The sequence below is a fragment of the Mesorhizobium sp. B3-1-7 genome (assembly GCF_006439385.1).
In the GTDB taxonomy this organism is placed as follows: Bacteria; Pseudomonadota; Alphaproteobacteria; order Rhizobiales; family Rhizobiaceae; genus Mesorhizobium.
The window spans coordinates 95,082-121,234 of the sequence record NZ_VFTL01000005.1 but is presented as its reverse complement, the minus strand read 5'-3'; the positions used below and the strand labels follow the sequence as shown (position 1 = coordinate 121,234).

At 63.2% G+C, this 26,153-nt stretch carries 29 protein-coding genes and 1 pseudogene; 21 read left to right on the top strand and 9 right to left on the bottom strand.

Going from position 1 to position 26,153, the window contains the following annotated elements; genetic code table 11:
• Together FJ417_RS05915 and FJ417_RS05910 are read left to right on the top strand one after the other, a co-directional pair.
• Positions 1–534, top strand: a complete 534-nt coding sequence (locus FJ417_RS05915) for a hypothetical protein (protein WP_140782818.1) — start codon at positions 1–3, stop codon at positions 532–534.
• A gap of 9 nt (positions 535–543) precedes the next feature.
• Complete coding sequence (locus FJ417_RS05910; RefSeq protein ID WP_140782817.1) at positions 544–1,341, top strand: YdcF family protein; 798 nt, start codon at positions 544–546, stop codon at positions 1,339–1,341.
• On the opposite strand, the pseudogene FJ417_RS05905 reads toward FJ417_RS05910, so the two are convergent.
• A pseudogene (locus FJ417_RS05905) lies at positions 1,314–1,494 on the bottom strand (DUF599 family protein); the annotation flags it as partial. The gene FJ417_RS05910 and the pseudogene FJ417_RS05905 sit on opposite strands and share 28 nt — an antisense overlap.
• A 119-nt stretch (positions 1,495–1,613) precedes the next feature.
• Between FJ417_RS05905 and FJ417_RS05900 the strand changes: the two are divergent.
• From FJ417_RS05900 to FJ417_RS05890, 3 genes are all read left to right on the top strand, one after another.
• A complete protein-coding gene (locus FJ417_RS05900) occupies positions 1,614–3,017 on the top strand; it encodes an L-serine ammonia-lyase (protein ID WP_140782816.1) in 1,404 nt (467 codons plus the stop codon).
• An 84-nt stretch (positions 3,018–3,101) separates the two neighbouring features.
• Entirely contained in the window at positions 3,102–3,539 is a 438-nt protein-coding gene (locus tag FJ417_RS05895; protein ID WP_140782815.1) for a DUF1489 family protein, read from the top strand.
• 122 nt (positions 3,540–3,661) lie between these two features.
• Positions 3,662–4,360 carry a molecular chaperone DnaJ gene (locus tag FJ417_RS05890; protein ID WP_140708778.1) on the top strand — a complete coding sequence of 233 codons (699 nt, stop codon included), beginning with the start codon at positions 3,662–3,664 and terminating at the stop codon, positions 4,358–4,360.
• Positions 4,361–4,402: 42 nt separating this feature from the next.
• Here the strand turns inward: FJ417_RS05890 and FJ417_RS05885 are convergent, their stop codons facing one another.
• On the bottom strand, positions 4,403–5,830 hold the full coding sequence (locus FJ417_RS05885; protein ID WP_140782814.1) for a D-alanyl-D-alanine carboxypeptidase: 1,428 nt from the start codon (positions 5,828–5,830) through the stop codon (positions 4,403–4,405).
• Between the two features lie 288 nt (positions 5,831–6,118).
• On the opposite strand from FJ417_RS05885, the gene FJ417_RS05880 reads away from it, so the two are divergent.
• The 4 genes from FJ417_RS05880 to FJ417_RS05865 all read left to right on the top strand — a co-directional run bounded on the left by FJ417_RS05880 (position 6,119) and on the right by FJ417_RS05865 (position 10,219).
• On the top strand, positions 6,119–6,448 hold the full coding sequence (locus FJ417_RS05880) for a phasin family protein (protein ID WP_140642744.1): 330 nt from the start codon (positions 6,119–6,121) through the stop codon (positions 6,446–6,448).
• A 278-nt stretch (positions 6,449–6,726) separates the two neighbouring features.
• On the top strand, positions 6,727–7,053 hold the full coding sequence (gene clpS, locus FJ417_RS05875; protein ID WP_041000825.1) for an ATP-dependent Clp protease adapter ClpS: 327 nt from the start codon (positions 6,727–6,729) through the stop codon (positions 7,051–7,053).
• Positions 7,054–7,059: 6 nt separating this feature from the next.
• The gene (gene clpA, locus FJ417_RS05870; protein WP_140653080.1) at positions 7,060–9,525 is read left to right on the top strand and encodes an ATP-dependent Clp protease ATP-binding subunit ClpA; all 2,466 of its coding nucleotides are present in this window, start codon (positions 7,060–7,062) and stop codon (positions 9,523–9,525) included.
• A 67-nt stretch (positions 9,526–9,592) separates the two neighbouring features.
• Positions 9,593–10,219, top strand: coding sequence for a chloramphenicol phosphotransferase (locus FJ417_RS05865; protein WP_140782813.1), 627 nt, complete (start codon positions 9,593–9,595; stop codon positions 10,217–10,219).
• Positions 10,220–10,231: 12 nt separating this feature from the next.
• On the opposite strand, the gene FJ417_RS05860 is transcribed toward FJ417_RS05865, so the two are convergent.
• The 3 genes from FJ417_RS05860 to FJ417_RS05850 form a co-directional block, all read right to left on the bottom strand.
• Complete coding sequence (locus tag FJ417_RS05860) at positions 10,232–10,660, bottom strand: HIT family protein (RefSeq protein ID WP_140653083.1); 429 nt, start codon at positions 10,658–10,660, stop codon at positions 10,232–10,234.
• 65 nt (positions 10,661–10,725) lie between these two features.
• Positions 10,726–11,631, bottom strand: coding sequence for a sulfatase-like hydrolase/transferase (locus FJ417_RS05855; RefSeq protein ID WP_181183159.1), 906 nt, complete (start codon positions 11,629–11,631; stop codon positions 10,726–10,728).
• A 33-nt stretch (positions 11,632–11,664) separates the two neighbouring features.
• Positions 11,665–12,399: a hypothetical protein gene (locus tag FJ417_RS05850; RefSeq protein ID WP_140782811.1), complete on the bottom strand. Its 735-nt coding sequence runs from the start codon at positions 12,397–12,399 to the stop codon at positions 11,665–11,667.
• Positions 12,400–12,716: 317 nt separating this feature from the next.
• On the opposite strand from FJ417_RS05850, the gene FJ417_RS05845 reads away from it, so the two are divergent.
• Positions 12,717–12,881, top strand: a complete 165-nt coding sequence (locus FJ417_RS05845) for a cytochrome oxidase subunit III (protein ID WP_140708788.1) — start codon at positions 12,717–12,719, stop codon at positions 12,879–12,881.
• A gap of 10 nt (positions 12,882–12,891) precedes the next feature.
• On the opposite strand, the gene FJ417_RS05840 is transcribed toward FJ417_RS05845, so the two are convergent.
• The 3 genes from FJ417_RS05840 to FJ417_RS05830 all read right to left on the bottom strand — a co-directional run bounded on the left by FJ417_RS05840 (position 12,892) and on the right by FJ417_RS05830 (position 15,471).
• The gene (locus FJ417_RS05840) at positions 12,892–14,106 is read right to left on the bottom strand and encodes a GNAT family N-acetyltransferase (protein WP_140782810.1); all 1,215 of its coding nucleotides are present in this window, start codon (positions 14,104–14,106) and stop codon (positions 12,892–12,894) included.
• 163 nt (positions 14,107–14,269) lie between these two features.
• Entirely contained in the window at positions 14,270–14,998 is a 729-nt protein-coding gene (locus FJ417_RS05835) for a glycerophosphodiester phosphodiesterase (RefSeq protein ID WP_140782809.1), read from the bottom strand.
• Between the two features lie 8 nt (positions 14,999–15,006).
• Complete coding sequence (locus FJ417_RS05830; protein ID WP_140653090.1) at positions 15,007–15,471, bottom strand: RidA family protein; 465 nt, start codon at positions 15,469–15,471, stop codon at positions 15,007–15,009.
• A gap of 140 nt (positions 15,472–15,611) precedes the next feature.
• Here FJ417_RS05830 and FJ417_RS05825 point away from each other — a divergent pair, with 140 nt between their 5' ends.
• From FJ417_RS05825 to tsf, 4 genes are all read left to right on the top strand, one after another.
• Entirely contained in the window at positions 15,612–16,442 is an 831-nt protein-coding gene (locus FJ417_RS05825) for a cell envelope integrity EipB family protein (protein ID WP_140642714.1), read from the top strand.
• Positions 16,443–16,524: 82 nt separating this feature from the next.
• On the top strand, positions 16,525–16,803 hold the full coding sequence (locus tag FJ417_RS05820; RefSeq protein ID WP_140708794.1) for a DUF4031 domain-containing protein: 279 nt from the start codon (positions 16,525–16,527) through the stop codon (positions 16,801–16,803).
• 201 nt (positions 16,804–17,004) lie between these two features.
• Positions 17,005–17,784: a 30S ribosomal protein S2 gene (gene rpsB / locus FJ417_RS05815; RefSeq protein ID WP_140653092.1), complete on the top strand. Its 780-nt coding sequence runs from the start codon at positions 17,005–17,007 to the stop codon at positions 17,782–17,784.
• Positions 17,785–17,903: 119 nt separating this feature from the next.
• Positions 17,904–18,824: a translation elongation factor Ts gene (tsf, locus tag FJ417_RS05810; RefSeq protein ID WP_140708796.1), complete on the top strand. Its 921-nt coding sequence runs from the start codon at positions 17,904–17,906 to the stop codon at positions 18,822–18,824.
• Between the two features lie 54 nt (positions 18,825–18,878).
• Here the strand turns inward: tsf and FJ417_RS05805 are convergent, their stop codons facing one another.
• Positions 18,879–19,805, bottom strand: coding sequence for a LysR family transcriptional regulator (locus FJ417_RS05805; protein WP_140708798.1), 927 nt, complete (start codon positions 19,803–19,805; stop codon positions 18,879–18,881).
• A gap of 114 nt (positions 19,806–19,919) precedes the next feature.
• On the opposite strand from FJ417_RS05805, the gene FJ417_RS05800 reads away from it, so the two are divergent.
• The 7 genes from FJ417_RS05800 (at position 19,920) to rseP (ending at position 25,945) form a co-directional block, all read left to right on the top strand.
• Positions 19,920–20,447, top strand: a complete 528-nt coding sequence (locus FJ417_RS05800; protein ID WP_140782808.1) for a nuclear transport factor 2 family protein — start codon at positions 19,920–19,922, stop codon at positions 20,445–20,447.
• A gap of 19 nt (positions 20,448–20,466) precedes the next feature.
• A complete protein-coding gene (locus FJ417_RS05795) occupies positions 20,467–21,576 on the top strand; it encodes an aldo/keto reductase (RefSeq protein WP_140782807.1) in 1,110 nt (369 codons plus the stop codon).
• Between the two features lie 182 nt (positions 21,577–21,758).
• Entirely contained in the window at positions 21,759–22,481 is a 723-nt protein-coding gene (pyrH, locus tag FJ417_RS05790) for a UMP kinase (RefSeq protein WP_095765617.1), read from the top strand.
• Between the two features lie 84 nt (positions 22,482–22,565).
• On the top strand, positions 22,566–23,120 hold the full coding sequence (frr, locus tag FJ417_RS05785; RefSeq protein ID WP_140642694.1) for a ribosome recycling factor: 555 nt from the start codon (positions 22,566–22,568) through the stop codon (positions 23,118–23,120).
• A gap of 30 nt (positions 23,121–23,150) precedes the next feature.
• On the top strand, positions 23,151–23,870 hold the full coding sequence (locus FJ417_RS05780) for an isoprenyl transferase (RefSeq protein WP_140653097.1): 720 nt from the start codon (positions 23,151–23,153) through the stop codon (positions 23,868–23,870).
• 12 nt (positions 23,871–23,882) lie between these two features.
• Positions 23,883–24,698: a phosphatidate cytidylyltransferase gene (locus FJ417_RS05775; protein ID WP_140782806.1), complete on the top strand. Its 816-nt coding sequence runs from the start codon at positions 23,883–23,885 to the stop codon at positions 24,696–24,698.
• A gap of 104 nt (positions 24,699–24,802) precedes the next feature.
• Positions 24,803–25,945: an RIP metalloprotease RseP gene (rseP, locus tag FJ417_RS05770; RefSeq protein WP_140782805.1), complete on the top strand. Its 1,143-nt coding sequence runs from the start codon at positions 24,803–24,805 to the stop codon at positions 25,943–25,945.
• Positions 25,946–26,153 lie beyond the last annotated feature (208 nt).

Here is a 26,153-nt window from a genome sequence, read left to right as displayed (position 1 = left end):
ATGTCGGCCCCGTCTCGCATATCCATTGTCGAGACGGCGGGCGAACTGATCATCGGCAACCCGCCTCGGCGTTCGGCCATAAGGACAGGCTTTGTCCTGCTCTCTGTCGGGATTGTCGCCGTCACCGCGTATTGGGGGTTCTTCGACAGGTCGCCGGCGACGATCGCGATGGGCCTCGTTGGTCTTGTTTCATTCCTGGCTGTCGTCGGGTTGTTCGCCTATTTCCTCGGCAGGGAATTGCTGTGGCTGGCTTGCGCCGGGGAAGAGCTGCGCGTCACCAAAACCACCGTGCTCCGCGAAACCAGGGGCAGCCCGCTTCCCGATCGCGCCTCCCTGACCTTCAGTGGGCCGCTCTCGGTCGAAATCCTGAACCATCCCTATCCGACCGACGAGGCCGGCCTGAAGGAAGTTGTCCGTTTGACCGGCGCAACAGGTTCAATCTCCTTTGGCCGGGAACTGAGCCGGCCCGAAGCTGAAGCGGTGGCGGAAGCCGTTAGGCGATTTACCGCCACCAACCATTCCTATGCGCGGTAGGTGCCAAGCGTGTTCTACTATCTTTCCAAGATTCTCTGGTTCTTCATCCAGCCGATCAATCTGGCCATCTTCCTGCTGCTCGCCGGCCTGCTTGCGGCGCTGTTCGGGCGCCAGCGGCTGGCTGCAACCGGCAGCGTGCTGGCTTTTCTGATCCTGATGCTTTCGGCCTGGACGTCGGTTGGCGCGATGATGTTGACCCCGCTCGAAGAACGCTTCCCCAAGCCGCCACTACCGGAAAAGGTCGATGGCATCGTCGTGCTTGGCGGCGGCTTCGAGGGCGCCATCAACCTGGCGCGCGGCGGCTATGAGTTGAACAGCAGCGGCGACCGCATGGTCGAGACCGCGATCCTGGCGAGGCACTTTCCCCAAGCGAAGATCGTGGTGTCCGGCGGCAACGGTTCGCTTTTCCTCGACGGCGAGGGCGACGCCGACACGGCACCGCGGCTGCTCGGGGCGCTCGGCGTTTCGGCCGATCGCATGATCCTCGAGGACAAATCCCGCAACACTTACGAGAATGCTGTCTTCTCGCGGAATCTCGTCGAGCCGAAACCGGGCGAGACCTGGCTGCTGGTCACCTCGGCTTTCCACATGCCGCGCGCCAAGGCGCTGTTCGACAAGGCGGGTTTTGCGACCATTCCGTGGCCGGTCGATTATCGCACCTCGGGCAGGGAAGGCGTCGGCTTCTACCGCGACAATCCGGTCGACTCGGTGCAAGCGACCACCATTGCGGTGCGCGAGTGGATCGGGCTTTTCGCCTACAGGATGTCCGGCAGGATCGATCAGTTCTTCCCCGGGCCGGGCGGCTGACCGAGCACCGCCTGCCGGGCCGCGGAGAAGAACTGACGGCGCACCAGCAGCGGCAAACAGCACCAGCGTCGACACCACGAACACCACCGGATCGACGAACCAGCCGAGATAGCCGATCGAGAAGAAGACGGCGCGTAGGCCCGAGTTGAAGTGATGTCGCTGACGGAGCAAACAAGGTCGGCAGCCGCCGCGCCGCGGCATGCAAAACAGCGGAAACATCCCGGGAATTCCTATATGTAGGTTTCAAGCGACCCTCAGGAGACAACGCCCCCGTGTTCCTTTCGGTTTTCGACCTGTTCAAGATCGGCATCGGCCCGTCGAGCTCGCACACGATGGGCCCGATGACGGCCGCGCGGCGATTCCTCGACGAGATCCTGGCCGGCGAATGGCCGCGTCCGGCAGGCGTCAAGGTCGACCGCATCGGCGCCAGCCTGCACGGCTCGCTTGCCTATACCGGCATCGGCCACGGCTCGGATCGGGCCGTTGTCCTCGGCCTGGCAGGCCAGACTCCGCAGACGGTCGATCCGGACGAGGCGGATAGCATCGTCGCCCGCATCGGCGCGCAGAAGCGCATTTCGCCGCCCGGGCATCCGGCATACCGCTTCGATCCCGCCAAGGACCTCGTGCTCGACCGCAAGACGCCGCTGACCGGTCATGCCAACGGCATGGCCTTCTATGCCTATGACGCATCCGACCGGCTGCTGCTCAAGCGCATCTATTATTCGATCGGCGGCGGTTTCGTCGTTTCGGAGGAAGAGCTGCAGCGCATGAAGGCAAAGGGCTCGGTGACGACCGAGGGCAAGAACGTGCCGTACCCCTTCAAGAACGCCGTCGAAATGCTGGCGATGGCGGCCAAGAGCGGGTTTTCGATCGCCGAGATGAAGCGCGCCAACGAGGAAAAGCATATGTCGCGCGAGGACCTCGACGAAGGCCTCGACGCGATCTGGGGCGCAATGAAGGGCTGTATCGATCGCGGTTTGTCGCAGGACGGCATCATGCCGGGCGGGCTGAAGGTGCGCCGCCGGGCGCGGCAGCTGCACGACAAGCTGCAGGAACAATGGCAGCAGAACCGGCCCAATCCCTTGCTCGCCAATGACTGGCTGTCGATCTATGCGATGGCGGTCAACGAGGAAAACGCCGCCGGCGGGCGCGTGGTGACCGCGCCGACCAATGGCGCCGCCGGCACGTTGCCGGCGGTGCTGCGCTACTGGCTGCATTTCCATCCCGAAGCCGACCAGCCGAGCATCCGCGACTTCCTGCTGACGGCGGCCGCCGTCGGCGGCATCATCAAGTCCAACGCCTCGATCTCGGGCGCCGAGGTCGGCTGCCAGGGCGAGGTGGGTTCGGCTTCGGCGATGGCCGCCGCCGGCCTGTGCGCCGTCATGGGCGGCACGCCGGAGCAGGTGGAGAACGCCGCCGAGATCGCGCTCGAGCATCATCTCGGCATGACGTGCGATCCCGTCGGCGGCCTGGTGCAGGTGCCCTGCATCGAACGCAACGCGCTGGGCGCGGTGAAGGCGGTGACGGCCGCTTCCTTGGCCATCAAGGGCGACGGCACGCATTTTGTGCCGCTCGATGCCGCGATCGAAACCATGCGCCAGACCGGCCTCGACATGAACGAGAAGTACAAGGAAACCAGCCTCGGCGGTCTGGCGGTCAACGTCGTCGAGTGCTGAGGTCCTACTAAGACTCCAGGCTGGCCCTGTGGAGAAGTCGCTCAAGGCGTTGACGCGTCAACCCTTGCGGCTAAATCTTGGGACATGTCACTTAATCTCCTAAAACTGTGCGTCGGCTGCGACAGCGTCGAGGACCTCGAAGAGTGGATTGCGTTCCGCCTCGACGAGCGGCGCCGTGCCGGCGAGCCGGCCGAGCACTGGCACACCACCCGCATGGTGCCGACGCGCGGCGGCGAGATCACCGATGGCGGCTCGCTCTATTGGGTGATCAAGGGCAATGTGCAGTGCCGGCAACTGATCACCGAGATCCGACCTTTCACCGACGGCGAGGGCATCGGCCGCTGCCATCTTATGCTCGATCCGAATGTGGTGCGCACCGACTGGCAGCCGCGCCGCGCCTTCCAGGGCTGGCGCTATCTGAAGCCCGCCGACGCGCCGGCCGATCTTGGCAAGGGCAGGGGGGCGCTCGCCGAAATGCCGCCCAAGCTGAGGCTCGAACTCGCCGAGCTCGGTCTGCTCTAGCGCGGCTTTGTTTACCGCCCGTGGCGCTGGCCCTTCGGCTCGTCAGATGTGGGACTTGCAAGCGCCGGACCTTGGTCCCATCCTATTTCTATGCTCGGTCATCCCTATGGCGGTGCTAATCGATGGGCGTGATCCTTGCTTTGGCAGCGGTGCTCGTGGTGCTTTTCGGCACCGCGATGCTCTTTGTGCGCGCGGATGCGGCAAGGATGGCCGACGGTCTGAGATCGCTTGGGCCGGCCTTCCTGGGGCTGGTTGGCGCGCCCATGCTGATCTTCGGCCGCAGCCTTATCGGCGGACTGCTTTTGCTCGCGGCGCTGGCCTGGGTCGGATGGATACGCACAAGGCGGCCTCCGGCGCGGGCGGCCGCCTCCAAGCATTCGACAGTGCGCACCGCCGCGCTCGAAATGGACCTCGACCATGACAGCGGCAGGCTCGAGGGGCTTGTCCTGGCCGGGCGTTATGAAGGCAAGATGCTGGGGGCTATGGGACTGACGGACCTGCGCCAACTTCATGGCGAGCTCAGTCCCGATCCGGAGAGCCGCCAGCTCCTAGAGACGTATCTTGACGGCCGTTTTCCCGTCTGGCGCAAGGACGCGCAGCCTCACGGTGGCGAAGGGCTGGGTGTTGCGCCAGGTGCGGGCGCCATGACTAAGGAGGAGGCCTACAAGGTCCTTGGTCTTGAAGCGGGGGCTGCCGCGGCGGATATCCGCAAGGCGCACCGCCGCCTGATGCAGCGCCTGAACGCCGATGTCGGCGGCACGTCCGTCCTGGCGGCGCGGATCAATGAAGCCAAGGACGTCTTGCTCTCCAATCACGATTAGTCTCCTTCGACGCCGGTACCTTCCGGGAGATTCAACAGCCGCCTATTGCTCGACGGCGTAGCACGAGATTTTCTTGCGCTTCAGGGCATCGCAGGCCTTCCAGGCGGCGCCCTTCGAGCCGAAGCCGCCGAAGCGGGCGCGGTAGTAGGTTGTGCCGTCCTTGTCGAATGCGACGGTGAAGCCCGATGCGTCGGCCAGGATCCTCGGCGCCTGCTTGGCGGTCTGATCGAGCAGCGCTTCGGCTCCCGTTTTCGTCGGCGAGGAGGCAACCTGAACCACCCAGCCGGACGGCACCGACGACGTCTTGACCGGATCGATCGCGGGCGCGGCCGGCGCGGGTTCGGCATAGGCGGTGACGACCTGGGGCGAAGTCTCTTGGGATTCAGGGGCAGGCGCCATGGCGGCGACGGCAACCGTCTTCACCTTCTTGACCTTGATGACGGGCTTCGTCTCCTCGGCGACCTGCTGGGCGTCGTCCTGGACGTCTTCGTCGGCTGAGGCAACGACAGTGTCATCCGTTGCCGGCTTGGCGTCCGGAGTGGGCGCGTCATGCTTGGGCAAGAAGACCTTGGCCAAGGTCTTGATCGTATTGTCGCCGCCTTTGGCGATGAGATCGCCACCGCCGCGCGTCGAAGCGCGCGGCAGATAGGTGTTGATCAGCGCGGCCATCTGGTTGTCGCGGCTGCGCCCGGAAGCGCCGCCCATCACCACCGCGACGAGGCGGCGATCGCCATCGGCCACGGAGGAGACGAGGTTGTAACCCGAGGCGCGGGTATAGCCGGTCTTGATGCCGTCGACGCCCTTGATGCGGCCAAGCAGGCGGTTGTGGCCGTTGATGCGCTGGCGGCCATACAGGAACGAGCGCTGCGAGAAATAGCCGTAATATTGCGGGTAGTGCTCACGCAGCGCGATGCCAAGCATGGCCATGTCGTGCGCCGTGGTGAACTGGCCGGGATCGGGCAAGCCGTTAGCGTTGCGGAAAACGGTGCCGTTCATGCCGAGCTGGCGCGCCTTGGCCGTCATCATGCGGGCGAAATTGTCTTCGCTGCCGCCGAGCATTTCGCCGAGCGCGGTTGCCGAGTCATTCGCCGATTTCGTTACGATCGACAGAATAGCGGTCTCGACCGGAACCGAGCCGCCGGGCCGAACGCCGAGCTTGGTCGGTGCCTCGGCGGAGGCATGCGCGGAAAACGGAACCGGCGTGTTCTTGCTGATCCTGCCTTTCGCCAACGCCTCGAAGGTCAAATAGAGCGTCATCATCTTGGTGAGCGAAGCCGGATAGCGTCGGCCATTGGCATCGGCCGAATAAAGCACCTTGCCGGTCTTGGCGTCGACGACGATGGCCGCGGACCTTGCCGCAAGAGCCGAAGCGACATCGGCGGCGACAATCGTCACCGCGAGCGCGGCAACCATGATTGCCTTGAAGGAGAGAGAAGATTTGGAGACGAAGCCCGACAACGCCTGACGCACCGTTACTTACCCTGAATTTTCGTTGCCCCGGAGGCGGCAAAGGGAGGCCTGCCTCGCTTCCGGCCAAGCTATCGCGCCCAGCGTTACCAATCCGTTTATGGTAACCGCAGCGTTCACCATTTTTCGGCAAATCGAGCTTCTCTTTAATCGAATTTTACCGGCCGCCGGCGCTGGGCCCCTGCTTACCCAAGGGATTCTTGACTTTTGTGCATCGCACAATATATTGAGGTGCATTGCACAAGGGCGCCTGGGGCCAAAAAGGGCGTTTCAACCAAAGGGAAGCATGAAATGACCCAGACCTATGAGGACTTCACGAAATACGGCAAGGAATTTGCCGACACCGGGCTGAAGAGCTTTGCCTCGCTCAGCAAGGGCGCGCAGGCGATCGCCACCGAAGCCGGCGAATACACCAAGAAGAGCTTCGAAGCCGGCAGCGCCGCCTTCGAGAAGCTGTTCGCGGCCAAGTCGATCGAGAAGGCCGTCGAGATCCAGACCGATTACGCCAAGCAGAGCTATGAGAGCTTCGTGGCCGAGGCCAGCAAGATCGGCAATCTCTATGCCGAACTCGCCAAGGAAGCTTACAAGCCCTTCGAATCGGTGGTCGCCAAGGCGAAGTAATTTCGCCCGATCACACCTGACAAGGCCAGCCGGCCAGTCGGAAAGGCCCGGTCGCGGAAACGCGGCCGGGTTTTTTCATGCGCGATCGCAACTCGATGCACATTAACCGCATTCACGATTGAGAAATTCGCAGAGGTTTGCCCACCTAGCCATATTGTCAGCTAAACAGAAGGGCTTAAAATCGTTCATCGAGAACCTACATGTTGAACTCGCATGAGGATTCGAAAAGGCTGGACTACGTGACGATCGGTTTGACTGCCACGGCAGGCGTGGTGCGAATGCAAGGTGACGGAGACCGCAACGATCCCGGTCGCGGCACCGCTGTCATCACGCGCACCAAAACCAAGACCAAGAAGCCCAGTCTCTACCGGGTCCTCATTCTGAACGACGATTACACGCCGATGGAGTTCGTCGTTCACGTCCTGGAGCGGTTTTTCCAAAAGGACCGCGAGGCCGCCACACGCATCATGCTTCATGTTCACAATCATGGAGTGGGCGAGTGCGGTGTCTACACATTCGAGGTGGCCGAGACCAAAGTGTCCCAGGTCATGGATTTCGCCCGACAGAATCAGCATCCGCTGCAATGCGTGATGGAGAAGAAGTGAGGTAACATGCCGGCTTTCTCCCAAGGCCTGGAAAAGGCGCTACATCAGGCGCTGACATTCGCCAACGAGCGGCATCATGAATATGCGACGCTCGAACATTTGCTGCTCGCCCTGATCGACGACACCGAGGCGGCCGCCGTCATGCGTGCCTGCAACGTCGATCTCGACGAGCTCAAGCATACGGTTCTCACCTATATCGACACCGAGCTCGACAACCTCGTCACCGGTTACGACGAGGATTCGAAGCCGACGGCAGGTTTCCAGCGCGTCATCCAGCGCGCCGTGATCCATGTGCAGTCGTCCGGCCGCGAGGAAGTGTCCGGCGCCAACGTGCTCGTCGCCATCTTCGCCGAGCGCGAGAGCCACGCCGCCTATTTCCTGCAGGAACAGCAGATGACCCGCTACGACGCGGTCAATTACATCTCGCATGGCATCGCCAAGCGTCCGGGCGCTTCGGAGTCGCGCACGCCGCGCGGCGCCGAGGACGAGCAGGGCGGCCAGAATGGCGCCGAGCCGCAGGAAGAGGGCGGCAAGAAGAAGCAGCAGGACGCGCTGACGGCCTACTGCGTCAATCTCAACAACAAGGCGCGGGCCGGCAAGATCGACCCGCTGATCGGCCGCGACAGCGAGATCAACCGCACCATCCAGGTGCTGTGCCGCCGTTCCAAGAACAACCCGCTCTATGTCGGCGACCCCGGCGTCGGCAAGACGGCGATCGCCGAAGGCCTCGCCAAGCGCATCGTCGAAGGCGACGTGCCTGAAGTGCTGCAGGACGCCACCATCTTCGCGCTCGACATGGGCACGCTCTTGGCCGGCACCCGCTATCGCGGCGACTTCGAGGAGCGGCTGAAGCAGGTCGTCAAGGAGCTCGAGGATTATCCGGGCGCTGTGCTGTTCATCGACGAGATCCACACGGTGATCGGGGCGGGCGCCACTTCGGGCGGCGCCATGGATGCATCGAACCTTCTGAAGCCGGCGCTGTCGTCCGGCGCCATTCGCTGCATCGGCTCGACCACCTACAAGGAGTTCCGCCAGTTCTTCGAGAAGGACCGCGCGCTGGTGCGGCGCTTCCAGAAGATCGACGTCAACGAGCCGACCATCGAGGACGCCATCGAGATCATGAAGGGCCTGAAGCCCTATTTCGAGGAGTTCCACAAGGTCCGCTACACCAGCGAAGCCATCAAGGCCTCGGTCGAGCTGTCGGCGCGCTACATCAACGACCGCAAGCTGCCGGACAAGGCGATCGACGTGATCGACGAGACCGGCGCCTCGCAGATGCTGGTGCCGGAAGCCAAGCGCAAGAAGACGATCGGCATCAGGGAGATCGAGGCGACGATCGCCACCATGGCGCGCATCCCGCCGAAGACCGTCTCGGCCGATGACGAGAAGGTGCTGCAGGGCCTCGATATCGAGCTGAAGCGCGTCGTCTACGGCCAGGACACCGCGATCACCGCGCTGACCTCGGCGATCAAGCTGGCGCGCGCCGGCCTGCGCGAACCGGAGAAGCCAATCGGCTCCTACCTGTTCTCAGGGCCAACCGGCGTCGGCAAGACGGAAGTGGCCAAGCAGCTTGCCGCCTCGCTTGGCGTCGAGCTGATCCGCTTCGACATGTCGGAATATATGGAACGCCACACCGTCTCGCGGCTGATCGGCGCGCCTCCCGGCTATGTCGGCTTCGACCAGGGCGGCTTGCTGACCGACGGCGTCGACCAGCATCCGCACTGCGTGCTGCTGCTTGACGAGGTCGAGAAGGCGCATCCGGACCTGTTCAACATCCTGCTGCAGGTGATGGACCACGGCAAGCTGACCGACCACAACGGCAAGCAGATCGACTTCCGCAATGTGATCCTGATCATGACCACCAATGCGGGCGCGTCGGATGCGCAGCGCGCGGCGATCGGCTTCGGCTCGACCAAGCGCGAAGGCGACGACGTCGAGGCGATCAACCGGCTGTTCACGCCGGAATTCCGCAACCGTCTGGACGCTATCATCCCGTTCGGCTCGTTGCCGGTGCCGGTCATCCATCAGGTGGTGCAGAAGTTCGTCATGCAGCTCGAGGCGCAGCTGTCCGAGCGTGGCGTTACCTTCGACCTGTCGCCGGACGCGATCGCCTGGCTGGCCGACAAGGGTTACGACGAGCGCATGGGCGCGCGTCCGCTCGGCCGCGTCATCCAGGAGCACATCAAGAAGCCCCTGGCCGACGAGGTGCTGTTCGGCAAGCTCAAGAAGGGCGGCACGGTGCGCGTCACCGTCGAGAAGAAGGAAACCGGCGAGTCCGGCCTGAAGCTCGAATCGCTCGCCGACGAGTCGCCCGTGCAGCCGAAGAAGGAAGAACCGGAAGACGCGCCGAAGCCGAAAAAGGCGGTCGCCAAGAAGCCTGCGCCCAAGAAGGCGGTGGCGCAGAAGCCGGAGCCGAAGGGCAAGGACGGCAACAAGCGCAGCCTTGTGCCGCAACTGCCGCGCAAGGGCTGACAAGCACTCGCTTGAAATACAGAAGGCCCCGGAAACGGGGCCTTTTTTCGTTGAACAGGAGCACCGCTTGGAAGCCGGACAGATCATCATCCTCAACGGCGCGCCGCGCTCGGGAAAATCGAGCATCGCCGCGGCGATCCAGGAGACATTCGAGGGTGTGTGGATCAATCTCGGCGTCGACGCCTGCGCCCAAGCCACGCCGCCGCGGCTGCGCCCGGGTATCGGCCTGCGTCCCGGTGGCGAACGCCCCGACATCGAGGCTTTCGTGCCGCTGCTTTACGCCGCGCTTTACGATTCGATCGCCGCTCACAGCCGGCTGGGACTCAATGTCGTCGTCGATATCGGTCATCACGACGCCTATTCCAGATCGCTGAACATCCTTCCCCATTGTGCGCGACGCCTGGCCGGCCTGCCGGTGCTGGTCGTCGGCGTCCGCTGCCCGATCGACGAGGTGTTGCGAAGGCGCGCAGCAGGTGGGGAAGGTACGCCATATGTCATTGGAAGGGACGACGATCCCATACCGTTGCCCGTCCGCCGCTGGCAGGAAGAGGTGCACAAGCCCGGCCTCTACGACCTGGAAGTCGATACGTCGCTGCTCAGCCCGCGGGCATGCGCGGGGTCGATCCGCGAGAGGCTCATCGCGGGACCGGCGCCAATGGCTTTCCACACATTGGCGAATTTGCCGACCGCCTGAGCGCCGGTCCGTTCAGCTTCCCAGCGCTGCCCGGATCTTGCCGGCGTTCTCGGCCAACACCTCCGGCTTCTCCATCTGGCCCGAATGCGGCTTCAACGGTATGCCCTCGAAGCGCGGGACGACATGGACATGGAGATGATAGACGGTCTGCCCGGAGGCCGGCTCGTTGAACTGCATCAGAGTGACGCCGTCGGCGTTGAAGGCCTTTTTCACCGCGACCGCAACTTTCTGCGCCACGCCGAACAATGGGCCGAGCGTTGCCGGATCGGCGTCGAGCATGTTGCGCGACGGCGCCTTGGGCACCACCAGCGTGTGGCCCATGCCTTGCGGCATCACATCCATGAAGGCGACGACCGCGTCGTCCTCGTAGACGCGGTGCGAGGGAATCTCGCCGCGCAGGATTTTCGCGAAGATGTTGCCGGGATCATAGGCTTCGGCCATGGGGTGACACTCCCAATTGCATTCGCCGTCCGGTGTAGCGAAGCCGCCGATGGGCGGCAAGGCGCTCAGGCGAGATCGACCATGCCCGCTTCGACAAGAGCCCGGTGGAAGCGCTTCTTGCGCACGGACTCGCTTGCGAAATAGCGAGCGGCACAGTCAGCCAGAAGGGCCGTCCTGGTCGCGAATACCGGATCGAGCGGCAGACGCGCGGCGGACATGGTCAATGTCGACAGGAATGCCGCGTCGAGCATGGCGGGAGCGGCCAGGTCGGCGGGCAGAGCGCTGTTGATCGCCTCGATCGCGTAGAAGGTCTTGTGCAAAGCTCTGTCGGAAGGCGGCAGGCCGGTGAGGACGGCTGTGAATGACGGCTGGTGATCGCCATAACGCACGACGATGGCTGGCCGGCCATTCAGCGCGGTTTCGAGTTGTCCGCGAAACGCGGCATAGGCCTCGACGCTTTCTGCCAGCCGCACGGCATATTCGCCGTAATTCTCATTGCCGGTCAGCGCGACGGCTTCACGGCGGATATCGGCCTGAAGCTCGGGCGGGAAGATGCGGCGACGGTGATCGCCGTGGTTCATCAGCGTCATTATCGAGAGGAAACAGGGCCTCTCGCTTCCCAAGCGGTCCGCAATCCGGTTCAGAGCATGGCTGTAAAGCTGTTCGTCATGGCGCTCGCGACGCCAGCGCTCCAGATCGAAGGGCGGCGGCAAGGTCGCGGCATAGGCGACCTCCTCGAACCCGATCGATTTATAGAAGCGATCGCAATTGACGAAGTTGGGACGATCGCAGCTCACATGCGACACATGGTACCCCATGCCTGAAAGCACCGAGGGCAATGAGTGGCGCACCCGCCCAGCCAGCAGATGAAAGACGAAGCGGCTGTCGTTGCCGAAGGAAAGCGAGGACAGGCCGGTCAGCACCGAGAATTCGGTCTGCAGCGTGCTGCCGCCGAAAACATCGACATGCAAAGCCCCAGACAGACCGTTTGCGGGCGAGAAGAATTACTCGAAAGCACGGTTGATCGGCACGCCATGGTGCCTCGGATCAAATGTCGATTCGTGCAGGACCATGAAGATGTGCGGTCGAGCCTCGCCGTTATCCCGCTTAGCCGGCACAGGCGGCAGAAACGGCAGCGGATCGTGAGCGATGTCAACGAAGCCCGGCCGTTGCGAAGGTCCCGCGCCGAGCCACGACGCCACGAAGGCGGAGAGATGCGCGCGATCCCTGGTGAGCAGGTCGAAGCGGAAACGAGGCGCTCCGCCGCTCAACCGATAGACTGCCACGTAGATCAGCACGGCTACGGCGAAAATCGCGAGGCGCAGCGAGAGCGATGTCGCCTGTTCCACCAGAGTTATGTCGACAAGCATGGCGACCGCAACGATCGCCGCTCCGGCGAAGAGGGCCGGGATCGCCATTCGGGCATTGTCGACAAAGACGCTGCGCCAACTGCTCGCGGCCAGATGATAGAGATCTCCGGCCAGAAGATTGAAGCCGAGATAGCGGTATTTCAGCTTCGAGGCGATACCGATGATGGCCGTCAGCATGAGCGTCATCCAGAGCGCGACGATCGCGCCTGGAAAAAACAGGTGCAGGAAAGCAAAGAGAAGGAAGAAGGTGGAAAAGCCGAGAGGCCAGGTTCCCGGCTTGCCTTCGAGCCGGACGGTCAACAGCAGCGCGGCCGCAAGCCCCGCCACACCGAGCCATTGCCCGACGCCCCAAGATGCCCAAAACAGCATGCCAACCCCAAGGTGCTCGCGCACCAATGCCCCTGGCGATGACTTAGCGGATTCCACCAATCCGGTAAACAGCAGGCGTTGAGCCGGCTTCGTTGCTTAGCCAATATTATAGGCAGCTCTCGACGGCAGGCTCTGCTATTGCTTGAGAGCCGACATTTGTCGTCTGATGCGGCAATCTAGAGCGTTTCGCCGTTTCACGAAAACGGCGAAACGTCCCATCTCTTTGTTTTTACGCAATTCCGGGCGGGAGGTTACGGCGAAGGCGCCGAACTTAACCGCTCACACTTTTCCTGGAATTGCATTAGGACGGAGCAATCATGAAGTGGGTCGTCGCCGGTTGGCTGCTGTTCATCGTGTCGGCGCTGTTTTTCATCGCCGCGGCATGGCGCGCGGGCGATTTGCTGGCGCTTGCCGGCGCGGTGCTGTTCCTGGTCGCCTGCTTTTCGTTCCTGGTTCCGATCGCCGCCCGAAAGCCGCACTGACCGCGAGACCTTATTCTGCGAGGTCCTTGCGGAAGGGCGTGTGCTCTTCGAGATATTCGCCCATGCGTTCAACCTCGCGCCGCTCCCGCCTAAGATAGTCGGCGACGGCATTGCGCAGACCGGGATGCGAAATGTAGTGCGCCGAATGCATGGTCACGGGCCGGTAGCCGCGCGCCAGCTTGTGCTCGCCCTGTGCGCCGGCCTCCACCACCGTCAGCTTGCGCTCGATGGCGAAGTCGATTGCCTGATGATAGCAGACCTCGAAATGCAGGAAGGGGTGGTCCTCGATGCAGCCCCAGTTGCGCCCATAAAGCGCGTCGGAACCGATGAAGTTGATGGCGCCGGCAATGTAGCGGCCGTTGCGCTTGGCCATCACCAGAAGAATGTCATCGGCCATGCGCTCGCCGATCAGGGAGAAAAACTGCCGGTTGAGATAGGGCCGGCCCCATTTCCTGCCGCCGGTATCCGTGTAGAAGGCGAAGAAATCGTCCCAGGCGCTTTCGGTGATGTCCTTGCCGGTCAACCAGTCGATCGAGATGCCATCGGCAAGCGCCTCGCGACGCTCCTTCTTCATCGCCTTGCGTTTGCGCGAGGCAAGTGTGGCGAGGAAGTCATCATAGTTCGAAAAGCCTTCGTTGAAGAAATGGAACTGCTGGTCGGTGCGATGCAGGAAGCCCGCCGCTTCCAGCGTCGCGACATCAGGCTCGTTGGCGAAGGTGACATGCGCGGAAGAGACGCCGAGCTTGTCGGTCACGAGTTTCAGGCCTTCCGCCAGTCCGGCTCTCACGGCACCTACATTCTCGCCTTTGCCGACCAGAAGGCGAGGGCCGGTGACCGGCGTGAACGGCACCGAGCATTGCAGTTTGGGATAGTAGCGGCCACCGGCGCGCTCGAAGGCGTCCGACCAGCCATGGTCGAAGACATATTCGCCCTGGCTGTGTGATTTGAGATAACAGGGGACGGCGCCGAGAAGCCTGCCTTGCGCGGTTTCCAACCGCAGGTGATGGCCCTGCCAGCCGGTGCGCCGGATGGCGCAGCCGGAATCTTCCAATGCGCTTAGAAAAGCGAATGAAACCAGCGGGTTGTAGCCGTTTTCTTTGTCGCCGCGCGTGGTTCCGGCAAAGCCGTCCCACTCCTCGCAGGTGAAGGCGCCGATGCCCGCCGCGACGCGGATCGCATAATCCGCGTTCGCTGCCCGTCCATCGTCGTCGTCGCCCTGATCCATGGGGCTTATTTAAGCGTCCTCAGGGCTGCTACAAGTCACGTTTTCGGGCATTCCCGAGAGCATGATGCCGAAAAGTGTCAAGCGGTTTTCGGACGACATCATGCTTTCTCTTTAGATTGATTCGGATCGGATTTCAGGTCGTTTGACCTGAAATCATCCGGCTCTAGGCGACCTTGACCAGATCGGGTTCGAAACCCTCGAAGGTCATCTGATCGGCATATTTGAAGGTGAGGTCGACCGCCGGCTGGTCGTGCACGGTCCAGGTGATGACCGGCATTTTCAGCTTTTCGCGCACGAAGCTGACGAAGGGGTTGGGCAGGTCGCCAGCGGCGTAAGAGGTGAAGGCGAGGCCGTGCGCGAGCATGGCGAAATGCGCCTCGATCAACTGGTTGTCCCTGCCATAGGCGGTCAGCCCGCCGGGGATACCCGGCGCGTCCTTGGCGAAGTCGCGGATCAGCCAGTGATCGAACGACATGATCGCCACCTTGCCCTTGTAGCGCTTGAGCAGCCGACCGACGCTCGCCACCAGCCCGGCATCGTGGCCAGGAACGCCTTTCAGCTCGACCACCAGCGGCACGCGGCCGTCGATCAGGTCGAGCGCTTCCTTGAGCGTCGGCACGTGGTCCTTGGTGCCGCCGATCTTGAGCGTCGCCAGTTCGGCCGCGGTGCGCTGCCAGACGAAGCCGTCCTGGCCGGTCAGGCGTTTCAGATCGCCGTCGTGGATGATGACCGGGACGCCGTCCGACGAGATATGCACGTCGCATTCGATGGCATAGCCGCGCTCGGCCGCCGCGGCGAAGGCCGACAGCGTGTTTTCCCAGCGCGTCTTGTTCATGTCGTGGAAGCCGCGATGCGCGACAGGCTGCGCGATCAGCCAGGAAAGATCGGTCATCTTGAACCTCACTCGACTTCGAAGATCGCTTCGATCTCGACCGCGGCGTTGAGCGGCAGCGAGGCGGTGCCGACGGCGGAACGGGCGTGCTTGCCGCGCTCGCCGAGTACCGCGACCAGGAAGTCGGAGGCGCCGTTGGCGACAAGATGCTGTTCGACGAAATCCGGCGCGGAGGCGACGAAGACGGTGATCTTGACCAGGCGGCTAATTTTTTCGAGGTCGCCGAGTGCTGCCTTGGCCTGCGCCAGGATGTTGATGGCGCAGAATTTCGCGCCTTCCTTGCCGGCGGCCGTGTCGATGTCGCGGCCGAGCAACCCGCTTGCCTGCAACTTGCCGTCCTTCAGCGGCAGCTGGCCGGCGGTGAACAGCGTGTTGCCGGTGCGGCAATAGGGCACGTAGTTGGCGGCGGGCGCGGCGGCGGCCGGAAGGGTGACGCCAAGATCGCTTAGCCGCTTTTCGATTGTTTCGCTCATTGGTTTTCCCTATTGCTGGAAGACGCCGCGTTGGCGGGGGCCGAAATTGCTATTTTTGCCTCGCTTCCGCCACGACTTTTTTTAAGCTGGACCATCTTTCCCTGCGGCCTGCCCCCCGGCTGCGACGATCGGAGTAACGCATGCGCGCAACGCGCCTTTTCCTCGCCGCCGCCTGTTTTTCGGCGGCGCTTCCGATGGCGCCGGCCTTTGCGGTGCCCGCGCTGCAGGCGCATCGCGCCGTCTACGATCTCACGCTCAGCAAGGCCTCCGACCGTTCAGGCATTACCGGCATCACCGGCCGCATGGTCTACGAGTTCAACGGCTCGGCCTGCGAAGGTTATACGGTCAAGTTCCGCTTCGTCACGCAGATCGTCACCAACGACAACACCAGGCTGACCGACCAGCAGACGACGACTTTCGAGGACGCCGAAGGCAAGACCTTTTCCTTCGTGACGAAATCCTTTGTCGACCAGAACCTCGACAAGGAAGTCAAGGGCACGGCGACCAGGGAAGCGAAGGGCCTGAAGGTCGATATCGACAAGCCGGAGAAGAGCAGCCTCGATCTCGCGGCGACGCAGTTTCCGACCCAGCATCTGGTCGAGCTGATCGGCAAGGCCGAGAAGGGCGAGAATTTCTACCAGACCAATCTGTTCGACGGTTCAGAGGATGCCAACAAGGTGATGACCACCACCGTCATCGTCGGCAAGAAGACGGACGCAGAAAAGACGGATCCGGAAGCGCCGGCGCTGGCCAAGCTCGCCTCCGACAAATACTGGCCGGTCGACATTGCCTATTTCGACGATACCGACAAAAGCGGCGAGGAGGTGCCGGAGTACCGGATCAGCTTCAAGCTGCACGAGAACGGCATCACTCGCGACCTCGTCATGGACTATGGCGACTTCTCGATGACCGGCAAGCTGGTGAACCTGTCGTTGTTCGACCAGACCAAGCCTTGCCCGGCGTCGAAATAGCAGCGCTTCGACGGTAGCCGTCCAGCTTGCAGGCCTGGCTTGTGAACGCCATGTGTGAGGCTCACCAAATGCGGCGAGCCTGATGGCGGTCTATGTCGATGCGGCGATCTGGAAATGGGCCGGCCACCGCTGGTGTCATCTCCTTGCCGACGAGACGGACGAGCTGCATCGCTTCGCCACCGAACTCGGCCTCAAGCTTTCCTCCTATCAAGGGCCGCCCAAGACGTCGGCGCCGCATTACGACATCACCGGCTTCGAGCGCGATCGCGCGGTTCGGCTTGGCGCCATCGAATGCAGCCGCGAGGAAATCGTCGCGATCTTTCGCCGCGTCAGGGTGCCGAACGGCAAGGTAAAACGCTGAGATTTGGGCGGATCGCCGCAGGTAAGGGCGTTTTCCGGGACCCGGCTTGCGTTTATGAGACTTCCCCTCTATATGCGCGCTCATTCCACACACGGACTTTGGTGTCTGCCCGGGAGAAATCCGGCTGAAACCTCCGGTGGCATCAGGACATATGTCCGAAATGCCTGTGTCCGTGGAGGCCAACCGGAAAGGAACTAAAGAATGGCTCTGCCAGATTTCAGCATGCGCCAGCTTTTGGAAGCTGGCGTTCACTTCGGCCACCAGACCCACCGCTGGAACCCGAAGATGGCGCCTTACATCTATGGCGCCCGCAACAACATTCACATCATCGACCTGTCGCAGACGGTGCCGCTGCTGCACCAGGCTCTGAAGCAGGTGTCCGACACTGTCGCCAAGGGCGGCCGCGTGCTGTTCGTCGGTACCAAGCGCCAGGCGTCCGACATCGTTGCCGACGCCGCGCAGCGTTCGGCCCAGTACTATGTCAACTCGCGTTGGCTGGGCGGCATGCTCACCAACTGGAAGACGATCTCGAATTCGATCCAGCGCCTGCGCAAGCTCGACGAGACGCTCGCCGGCGAGGCCCAGGGCCTCACCAAGAAGGAGCGCCTGAACCTCGATCGCGAGCGCGAGAAGCTCAACAAGGCTCTCGGCGGCATCAAGGACATGGGCTCGACGCCGGACCTGATGTTCGTCATCGACACCAACAAGGAAGCGATCGCGATCCTCGAGGCCAAGCGCCTGGGCATCCCGGTCGTGGCCATCATCGATTCGAACTGCGACCCGGACAAGATCGACTTCCCGATCCCCGGCAATGATGACGCGGCCCGCGCCATCCAGTTCTATTGCGACCTGATCGCCAAGGCCGCCATCGACGGCATTGCCCGCCAGCAGGGCGCGCTCGGCGTCGACATCGGCGCTTCGGCCGAGGCTCCGGTCGAGCCCGCGCTCGACACTCCGGCTGCCGAAGCTCCGGAAGCTTGATAAGGAAGGCCGGGTCCCGGCCTTCATCTTTCCAATAAATTGGCGCGCTAAAGCGCTTTTGCCGAGCGCATCATCGAGTCCCGATGGTGCGTCGGCGCATTTGAAACAAAGAGGCGACAATGACGATTTCGGCTGCACAGGTCAAAGAACTCCGCGACTTGACCGGCGCGGGCATGATGGACTGCAAGGCGGCGTTGAACGAAACCAACGGCGACATGGAAGCGGCCGTCGACTGGCTGCGCAAGAAGGGTATCTCGAAGGCCGACAAGAAGGCCGGGCGCACCGCCGCTGAGGGCCTGATCGGCGTCGATGCCGGCGTGCGTGAGGCCGCGGTTGTCGAAGTCAATTCCGAGACCGATTTCGTCGCCCGCAACGAGCAGTTCCAGGAACTGGTCCGCAATGTCGCGAAGGTCGCGCTCGCCTATGGTGCGACCGAGGCGGTTGCCGCGGCCAAGTATCCGGGCTCCGACAAGACTGTCACCGAGACCGTCAAGGACGCGGTCGGCACCATCGGCGAGAACATCAATTTCCGCCGCTCGGCGAAGCTCGCCGTGCCGCATGGCGCGGTGGCGACCTATGTGCACAACGCGGTTGCCGATGGGCTGGGCAAGCTCGGCGTGCTGGTCGCGATCGAGACCACCGGCAACGAGCATGCGGCCAACGCCTTTGCCCGCCAGGTGGCGATGCATGTCGCCGCCAGCAACCCGGTCGCGCTGAGCGCCGAGGAAGTCGACCCGGCGCTGGTCGAGCGCGAGAAGGCGATCTTCTCCGACCAGGCGCGCCAGTCGGGCAAGCCGGAAGCCATCATCGAGAAGATGGTCGAGGGCCGCCTGCGCAAGTTCTACGAAGAGGTGGTGCTTTTGAAGCAGGCCTTCGTGCTCAATCCCGACATCACCGTCGAGAAGGCGCTGAAGGATGCCGAGAAGGAGATCGGCGCTCCGGCGAAGATCACCTCCTATCTGCGCTTCGCGCTGGGCGAAGGCATCGAGAAGGAAACGACCGATTTCGCGGCGGAAGTCGCGGCCGCGGTCAAGAAATAGCTCCGATCCGAGGGGGAGCGCGCAGCGTTTCCTTAAGGTGAAGAGCTCACGAGCTCAGGCAACTCGGCCGGGTGTCCGCATGGATGCTCGGCCGATTTCTTGTGCGGTGTCGATAAAGGCCCTGAGCTTCGGCGCCATCGATGCGCGACGCGGAAAGTAAAGGAAAAGACCGGGCTCCTCGATCGCCGTCCGCGGCAGGATCTGGACGAGACGGCCGGCTGCCAAGTCGGCGCGCACCAGCGGCTCGAAGACGTAGGCGAGCCCGAGGCCGGCCAGCGCCAGATCGATGGCGCCAAGCGAATCCGTGACGATGGCCGTGCCGCGCGTTTCGACGACGACATCCTTGCCGCTGTCGTTCAAATCCCAGCGGTAAAGCGCGCCCGATCGGACCAGCCGGTAGCCGACGCAGTTGTGATTGGCGAGATCGGCTACGTCGCGCGGACGGCCGTGCTTGCCGACATAGGCGGGAGAGGCGACGATCACGGCCTTGAACGGCGGCGTCATCCTGACGGTGACCATGTCCTGCGCGATCATCTCGCCCAACCGGATGCCGGCGTCGAAACCTTCGCCGACGATATCGATAAGTCCCTGGTCGGCAACGATCTCGACCGTCACGTCGGGATAGCGTTCGGCCATGGCCGCGACCACCGGCGTCACCGCCAGGGGGATCGCTATGTTGGAGGCGTTGATCCTGAGCAGGCCGGCCGGCCTTCCCTTCACGCCGCGGATGCGGTCCATCCGCTCGGCGATGTCCTGCAGGGCGGGGGCCGCCGTCTCCACCAGCGCCTTGCCTGCCTCGGTCAGCGAGACGCTGCGTGTCGTGCGCGCAAACAGCGGTTGGCCGATGCGCTCTTCCACCAGCCGCACCGCGTGGCTCACCGCCGAAGCGCTCATGCCGAGCTCGGCCGCGGCAAGCGCAAAGCCGCCGCGTCGCGCGACAGCGACGATGACCGGAAGATGGCTAAGCAGGTCGCGATCCATTCATGAACGATATCGCATGGTCCATGCGAACAATGCAATCTTATCGTTGCTGGCGCGCCGGTCCACATTGTCGCCAGATGTCGGCGGCGGGCTGATGCACAAGGGAGAAAAAAGATGAATGCGTTGAGGCACATCACTTTCGCGGCAGGCATGGCGCTGGCCCCGATCGACGCCGGCGGGGCAGAACCGTCCGACTGGCGGGCGCTCGCCGATGAGCGCGCCGTCATCCGCATTGCCGATGCCATCGACCGTGCCGTCGACGCGCAGGACTGGACGCTTGCCCGCAGCTACTTTGCGGATCGAGTGACCGCAGACTTCAGCACTCTGTCTGGAAAGCCTGCGGCCAACATCGCCTCGGACGACCTGATCGGCGCCTGGGCGGGCAACCTCAAAGGCAGCAAGACCAGCCTGCATCTGCGCACCAACCATCAGGTGTCCTTCGACGCCGGTGCGGCGACGGTCCGCTCCAACGGTTATGCCTGGAACCGGATGGAAGGCAATGGCGACCCGCTCTGGGAAGTCTGGGGCACCTACGAGCACCACCTGACGCGTTCCGGTACCGGCTGGAAGGTCGACGGCTTCACGTTCCGGATGACGCATGAGCGCGGCAATCCCTGGGTCAAGGCGACTCCCGGCCAATAAGCAGACACGATCGGAGAACATGAGCATGACCTATTACACGCTTGGCAACAGCGGGTTGCGCGTCAGCCGGCTGGCTCTCGGCACCATGACCTTCGGCACCGAATGGGGCTGGGGTGCTGACAGGGACACTGCCCGCGCGATGTTCGACGCCTATGTCGAAGCGGGCGGCAACTTCTTCGACACGGCTGATCTCTACACCGGCGGCACCGCCGAGACCTGGCTCGGCGAGTTCGTCGCCGAGCGCGGCCTGCGCGACAGGGCAGTGATTGCCACCAAATTCACCTTCAACTCGGAACCGGGCAATCCGAATGCCGGCGGCAATGGCCGCAAGAACATCATGCGGGCCGTCGAAGCCTCGCTGAAACGGCTCGGCACCGACTATATCGACCTTTACCTTCTGCATGTCTGGGACAGGATCACCCCGGCCGAGGAGGTGCTGCGCACGCTTGACGACCTCGTTCGCGCCGGTAAGGTGCGCCATATCGGCCTCTCCGACGTGCCGGCTTGGTATGCCGGCCGCGCCCAGGCGATCGCGGAACTGCGCGGCTACGAACCGGTCTCGGCACTGCAGCTCGAATATTCGCTGGCAGAACGCACGATCGAACATGAATATGTGCCCTTTGCCACCCGTCACGGCGCCGGCATCATGGTATGGAGCCCTCTGGCCAGCGGCCTGCTGAGCGGAAAATACAAGCCGACACAGGACGGCAATGCCGGCCGGCTCGACGGTTTCCGCAACACCACGCATCCCGGCTTCCAGAAATTCAGCGACCGCAACTGGGCGATCGTGGCGGAGCTCGAGAAAGTGGCCGCCGAGCTCGGCCGCAGCATGGCTCAAGTCGCGCTCAACTGGGCGGCGACGCAGCCGGGCATCGCTTCCGTCATCCTCGGAGCGACGAAGCTTGCGCAGCTCGAGGATAATCTCGGCGCGCTCGACTTTTCGATTCCTGCAGAACTTCGCGCGCGGCTGGAAAAGGTCAGCGCTACGCCCGCGCCGTTCCCGCATTCCTATTTCGGCTCGGAAATCCAGGTCCGAGTGACCGGCGGGGCCGTGACTGGCGACAAGCCGGCCGGTTATTCGCCTGCGGTCATGATCGAAGGCGAGGCGGTCAGCATCTCAAGCAACTGAAGAGGCGGCAACTGATCAAAAGGCGGCAACTGACCGAAAAAGCCTGGGATTTTGCACGAGGGCGCGGCGTGACATCGCCGCGCCCTTCGTGTATCGGGTCAACCCGTCATGACAGCATCGCCGGATGAAGCGGGGGCGGTTTTGCCTCCAAAATTGCCGCGCCGAGATATTCGAGGATCCAGATGACGGTGAAGCCCCTCTATCGACGTGTCGTGCTGAAAGCTTCCGGCGAAGCGTTGATGGGCGAGCAGCATTTCGGCATCGACGTCTCCGTGGTCGACCGCATCGCCGCCGACATCGCCGAGGCGCGCGCGCTGGGCGTCGAAGTGGGCGTCGTCATCGGCGGCGGCAACATCTTCCGCGGCGTCGCCGTGGCCTCGAAGGGCGGCGACCGCGTCACCGGCGATCACATGGGCATGCTCGCCACCGTCATCAATTCGCTGGCGCTGCGCACCTCGCTCAACAAGATCGGCGTCGACGCCGTCGTGCTTTCGGCGATCGCCATGCCGGAACTCTGCGAGAGCTTTTCGCAGCGCCAGGCGACCGCCTACATGAACCAGGGCAAGGTGGTCATCTTTGCCGGCGGCACCGGCAATCCGTTCTTCACCACCGATTCGGCCGCGGCTCTTCGCGCCGCCGAGATCGGCGCCGATGCGCTGTTCAAGGGCACGCAGGTCGACGGGGTCTATTCGGCTGACCCCAAGAAGGACCCGAACGCGGTCCGTTTCGACCGCATCAGCCACGCGGAGGTCATCAAACGCGGGCTTGCGATCATGGATACCGCCGCGATTGCACTTGCGCGTGAAAACAACATTCCGATAATCGTCTATTCGATCCACGAAAAAGGTGGTTTCGGCGATATTCTGAGGGGCGGCGGCCATTGCACGGTCGTCGCGGACAAATAACCGAGGCCGGGATCCGTCAGACGGAACCGCGGACGGGACGACGGCACAAGCAGTGAACCCGGCGAACGGGTCGAGGAGATGATCATGAGTGGCGAGTTCGAAGACCTGAAGCGACGCATGGACGGGGCGATCGCCGCCTTCAAGCACGACCTGGCCTCGCTGCGCACCGGCCGCGCGTCCAGCAACCTGCTCGATGCCGTCCAGGTCCAGGCCTACGGCACGACGATGCCGATCAACCAGGTGGCCAATGTGACGGTGCCGGAGCCGCGCATGATTTCGGTCTCGGTCTGGGACAAATCGATGGTCAGCGCCGTCGACCGCGCCATCCGCGAAGCCAATCTCGGCTTCAACCCGATCGTCGACGGCACCAATCTCAGGATTCCGCTGCCGGAGCTCAACGAGCAGCGCCGCAAGGAACTGGTCAAGATTTCGCATGGCTACGCCGAGAACGCCCGCGTCGCGGCGCGCCATGTGCGGCGCGACGGCATGGATTTCCTCAAGAAGGCGGAGAAGGACGGCACCATCAGCGAGGACGATCAGCGCAAGCGCTCCGACCAGGTGCAGAAGCTGACCGACGAGACGATCAGCACCATCGATCACCTGCTTTCCGATAAGGAAGCTGAAATCATGCAGGTTTAGGGTCGGGTTTTCCGGCCCGAAAGCGAGACCATGGCAACGCCCGCGCATGTCGCCATCATCATGGACGGAAACGGACGCTGGGCCAAGGCGCGCGGCCTGCCGCGCCTTGCCGGGCACCGCGCCGGCGTCGAGGCGCTGCGCAAGACGGTTCGCGCCGCGCCTGGGCTCGGCATATCCTACCTGACCGTCTACGCCTTTTCCTCGGAGAACTGGTCGCGGCCGAAATCCGAGGTCAGCGACCTCATGGGGCTTTTGAAGCTGTTCATCCGCCGCGATCTCGCGGAACTGCACCAGAACGGCGTGCGGGTGAGGGTGATCGGCGACAAAGAGGGGCTGCAGCCCGATATCAGAGGGCTGTTGCAGGAGGCCGAATCGCTGACCGCCGACAACGAATCGCTGACGCTGGTGATCGCCTTCAACTATGGCGGCCGCGACGAGATCGTCCGCACGGCGCGCAGGCTGGCGGATGCCGTCGCGCGCGGCGACATGGCGAGCGACGCGATCACGGCGGAAAGTTTTGCCGCGTCGCTCGACACAAAGGGCATTCCCGATCCCGAGCTGGTGATCCGAACCAGCGGCGAGCTCAGGCTGTCGAACTTCCTTCTCTGGCAGGCTGCCTATAGCGAGCTCATCTTCCTGCCTTGCTATTGGCCGGACTTCAGCCGCGAGCACCTGGCCGACGCCTTGCGCGACTTTGCCGGCCGAGAACGACGCTTCGGCGGGCTTGCCGCCCGCGACGTCGCGCTTTAGGCGCCGCCACGCATGAGCAATCTCAAGCAGCGCGTCATCTCGGCAATCGTGATGGCGGCGCTGACGCTTGCGCTCACCTGGCTCGGCGGATTGCCGTTTCGGCTGTTCTGCGCGGGAATAGCGGCGCTTATCTTCTATGAATGGACGCGCATGGCGCGCCCCGCGAGCGGTGCGGCTCTCGGTTTCCTGCCGGAAGCGCTGATTCTGGTTTTCATCGGCGCGCTGATCGCCGGCGTGCCGGCTTTGTGGCTGCTCTTGCTTGTGGCGATCCTTGTGGCGGTCGCGGCCATTGCCGCCCGCGTGGGAGGGCCTGCGCCGTGGGAAGCCCCTGGACTGGCCTATGCGGCTCTTTCCGGCTTTTCGCTCGCCTATGTCCGTGACGACAATCATTCCGGACTGATTGCGATTCTCTTCCTGTTCGCCGTGGTCTGGGCGACCGACATTGCGGCCTATTTCGTCGGCCGCGCGGTCGGCGGCCCGAAGCTCGCGCCTTCGATCTCGCCCGGCAAGACGCAGAGCGGCGCGCTGGGCGGCGCGGCCGGCGGCGTTGTCGCCGGCTTGCTGCTGGCGGTTGCGGCCGGGGCCGGCAATCTCGTCCAGCTTGGCCTCGTCGCCCTGACGCTTTCGATCGTTTCGCAGATCGGCGATCTGTTCGAATCATGGGTCAAGCGCCGGCACGGCGCCAAGGATTCCAGCAATCTCATTCCCGGCCATGGCGGCGTCATGGACAGGGTGGACGGGCTTGTCGCGGCCGCGTTCGCGCTGTACGTCTTGGGCTGGATCGCGGCGGGCGCCGAGCATCCGGCACTGGGGCTGTTTCCGAACTGAACGACGCAGCAGTCAGGCGAAAAATGGCGCGCGCCACGGATTCGCCCGGATTGATGCCACAGTCGCGGCGGAGTGTCGCGTGCGGGCGAATTTGAGGGCATGACTTGAACGACATCTTTCACGCGGTCTTCAGCGCACAAGGCTTCGTCCTTGGCACGCTGGTGCCGTTCCTGTTCGTGCTGACCGTGGTCGTGTTCGTCCATGAGATGGGCCACTATCTGATCGGCCGCTGGTGCGGCATCGGCGTGAAGGCTTTTTCCATCGGCTTCGGCCCTGAGATCTTCGGTTTCTACGACCGCCGCGGCACGCGCTGGAAGCTCTGCGCCATTCCGCTTGGCGGCTACGTCAAATTTGTCGGCGACATGAACGCGACATCGAGCCAGCCGAGCACGGAAGAGCTCGAATCGCTGACGGAAGCCGAGCGCGAGGTCGCCTTCCACACGCAACCCATCTGGAAGCGCGCCGCAACCGTCGTTGCGGGGCCGCTGTTCAATTTCCTGCTGACGATCGTCGTGTTCGCGGTGCTGTTTTCGCTTTATGGCCGTCCGGTCCTGGAGCCGACAGTCGCCGAAGTCACCAAGGGCAGCCCAGCGGAAAAGGCTGGAATCCAGCCAGGCGACCGATTCGTCAAAGTCGACGGCAGCAAGGTGGAGACCTTCGCCGACGTGCAGCGGCTGGTTTCGGGCCGGGCGGGCGACGCCATCACCTTCACCATGCTGCGCGACGGCAAGGAAATCGACGTTACGGCCACGCCGGAGCCCATGGAGCAGCAGGATGCGCTGGGCAACAAGATCAAGGTCGCAGTTATCGGCGTCGTCAACAACGCCGAGCTCGGCCAGCCGCGCCTGATCTCCTATACGCCGGCCGGCGCCGTGGTGGCGGCGGTGGAGGAAACCGGGTATGTGATCGAGCGCACCGGCCAGTTCCTGCAACGTTTTGCGCTTGGACGCGAGGACAAATGCCAGCTGGGCGGTCCGATCAAGATCGCGAAGATGTCGGGTCAGGCAGCCAAGCTCGGCTTCGAGTGGCTGGTGCAGCTTGTTGCATTTCTGTCAGTCGGGATAGGATTTCTCAATCTCCTGCCGATTCCCCCTCTCGACGGCGGCCACCTCTTGTTCTACGGCGTGGAGGCCATCATACGGCGGCCCGTTTCGGAACGAATGATGGAGATGGCCTACCGGGCCGGGTTGTTCCTGGTGCTCGGCTTCATGGGCTTCGTGTTTTGGAACGATCTGTTTGGGTGCTGAAATCATGAAGAAATTTGGCTTCAGACCCGGTCATATTGAGATGCCGTTTACCATGCGTGGGGATATGCGTGACGCGAAAGCCACGCGGTACGGTTAAGTAAATACAAATTAACCGGGAGCCTTGCGTGTAGGGAAAATCCGGTTAATACGGTAAGGGAAAATACCGCACGTCCGGTTTTCTCGCCGTGGGGACTACGAGAAAAAGGTA

Excerpts from the sequence above, each read along its gene's own strand:
- FJ417_RS05825 (WP_140642714.1), top strand. The coding sequence starts at position 15,612 with ATGCGCGCAACGCGCCTTTTCCTCGCCGCCGCCTGTTTTTCGGCGGCG.
- FJ417_RS05820 (WP_140708794.1), top strand. The coding sequence starts at position 16,525 with ATGGCGGTCTATGTCGATGCGGCGATCTGGAAATGGGCCGGCCACCGC.
- clpS (WP_041000825.1), top strand. The coding sequence starts at position 6,727 with ATGCAAGGTGACGGAGACCGCAACGATCCCGGTCGCGGCACCGCTGTC.
- tsf (WP_140708796.1), top strand. The coding sequence starts at position 17,904 with ATGACGATTTCGGCTGCACAGGTCAAAGAACTCCGCGACTTGACCGGC.
- FJ417_RS05780 (WP_140653097.1), top strand. The coding sequence starts at position 23,151 with ATGGCAACGCCCGCGCATGTCGCCATCATCATGGACGGAAACGGACGC.
- frr (WP_140642694.1), top strand. The coding sequence starts at position 22,566 with ATGAGTGGCGAGTTCGAAGACCTGAAGCGACGCATGGACGGGGCGATC.
- clpA (WP_140653080.1), top strand. The coding sequence starts at position 7,060 with ATGCCGGCTTTCTCCCAAGGCCTGGAAAAGGCGCTACATCAGGCGCTG.
- FJ417_RS05775 (WP_140782806.1), top strand. The coding sequence starts at position 23,883 with ATGAGCAATCTCAAGCAGCGCGTCATCTCGGCAATCGTGATGGCGGCG.
- pyrH (WP_095765617.1), top strand. The coding sequence starts at position 21,759 with ATGACGGTGAAGCCCCTCTATCGACGTGTCGTGCTGAAAGCTTCCGGC.
- FJ417_RS05895 (WP_140782815.1), top strand. The coding sequence starts at position 3,102 with ATGTCACTTAATCTCCTAAAACTGTGCGTCGGCTGCGACAGCGTCGAG.
- FJ417_RS05915 (WP_140782818.1), top strand. The coding sequence starts at position 1 with ATGTCGGCCCCGTCTCGCATATCCATTGTCGAGACGGCGGGCGAACTG.
- FJ417_RS05805 (WP_140708798.1), bottom strand. The coding sequence starts at position 19,805 with ATGGATCGCGACCTGCTTAGCCATCTTCCGGTCATCGTCGCTGTCGCG.
- FJ417_RS05845 (WP_140708788.1), top strand. The coding sequence starts at position 12,717 with ATGAAGTGGGTCGTCGCCGGTTGGCTGCTGTTCATCGTGTCGGCGCTG.
- FJ417_RS05860 (WP_140653083.1), bottom strand. The coding sequence starts at position 10,660 with ATGGCCGAAGCCTATGATCCCGGCAACATCTTCGCGAAAATCCTGCGC.
- FJ417_RS05795 (WP_140782807.1), top strand. The coding sequence starts at position 20,467 with ATGAGCATGACCTATTACACGCTTGGCAACAGCGGGTTGCGCGTCAGC.
- FJ417_RS05880 (WP_140642744.1), top strand. The coding sequence starts at position 6,119 with ATGACCCAGACCTATGAGGACTTCACGAAATACGGCAAGGAATTTGCC.
- FJ417_RS05850 (WP_140782811.1), bottom strand. The coding sequence starts at position 12,399 with ATGCTGTTTTGGGCATCTTGGGGCGTCGGGCAATGGCTCGGTGTGGCG.
- FJ417_RS05840 (WP_140782810.1), bottom strand. The coding sequence starts at position 14,106 with ATGGATCAGGGCGACGACGACGATGGACGGGCAGCGAACGCGGATTAT.
- FJ417_RS05830 (WP_140653090.1), bottom strand. The coding sequence starts at position 15,471 with ATGAGCGAAACAATCGAAAAGCGGCTAAGCGATCTTGGCGTCACCCTT.
- FJ417_RS05890 (WP_140708778.1), top strand. The coding sequence starts at position 3,662 with ATGGGCGTGATCCTTGCTTTGGCAGCGGTGCTCGTGGTGCTTTTCGGC.
- rpsB (WP_140653092.1), top strand. The coding sequence starts at position 17,005 with ATGGCTCTGCCAGATTTCAGCATGCGCCAGCTTTTGGAAGCTGGCGTT.
- FJ417_RS05800 (WP_140782808.1), top strand. The coding sequence starts at position 19,920 with ATGAATGCGTTGAGGCACATCACTTTCGCGGCAGGCATGGCGCTGGCC.
- FJ417_RS05835 (WP_140782809.1), bottom strand. The coding sequence starts at position 14,998 with ATGACCGATCTTTCCTGGCTGATCGCGCAGCCTGTCGCGCATCGCGGC.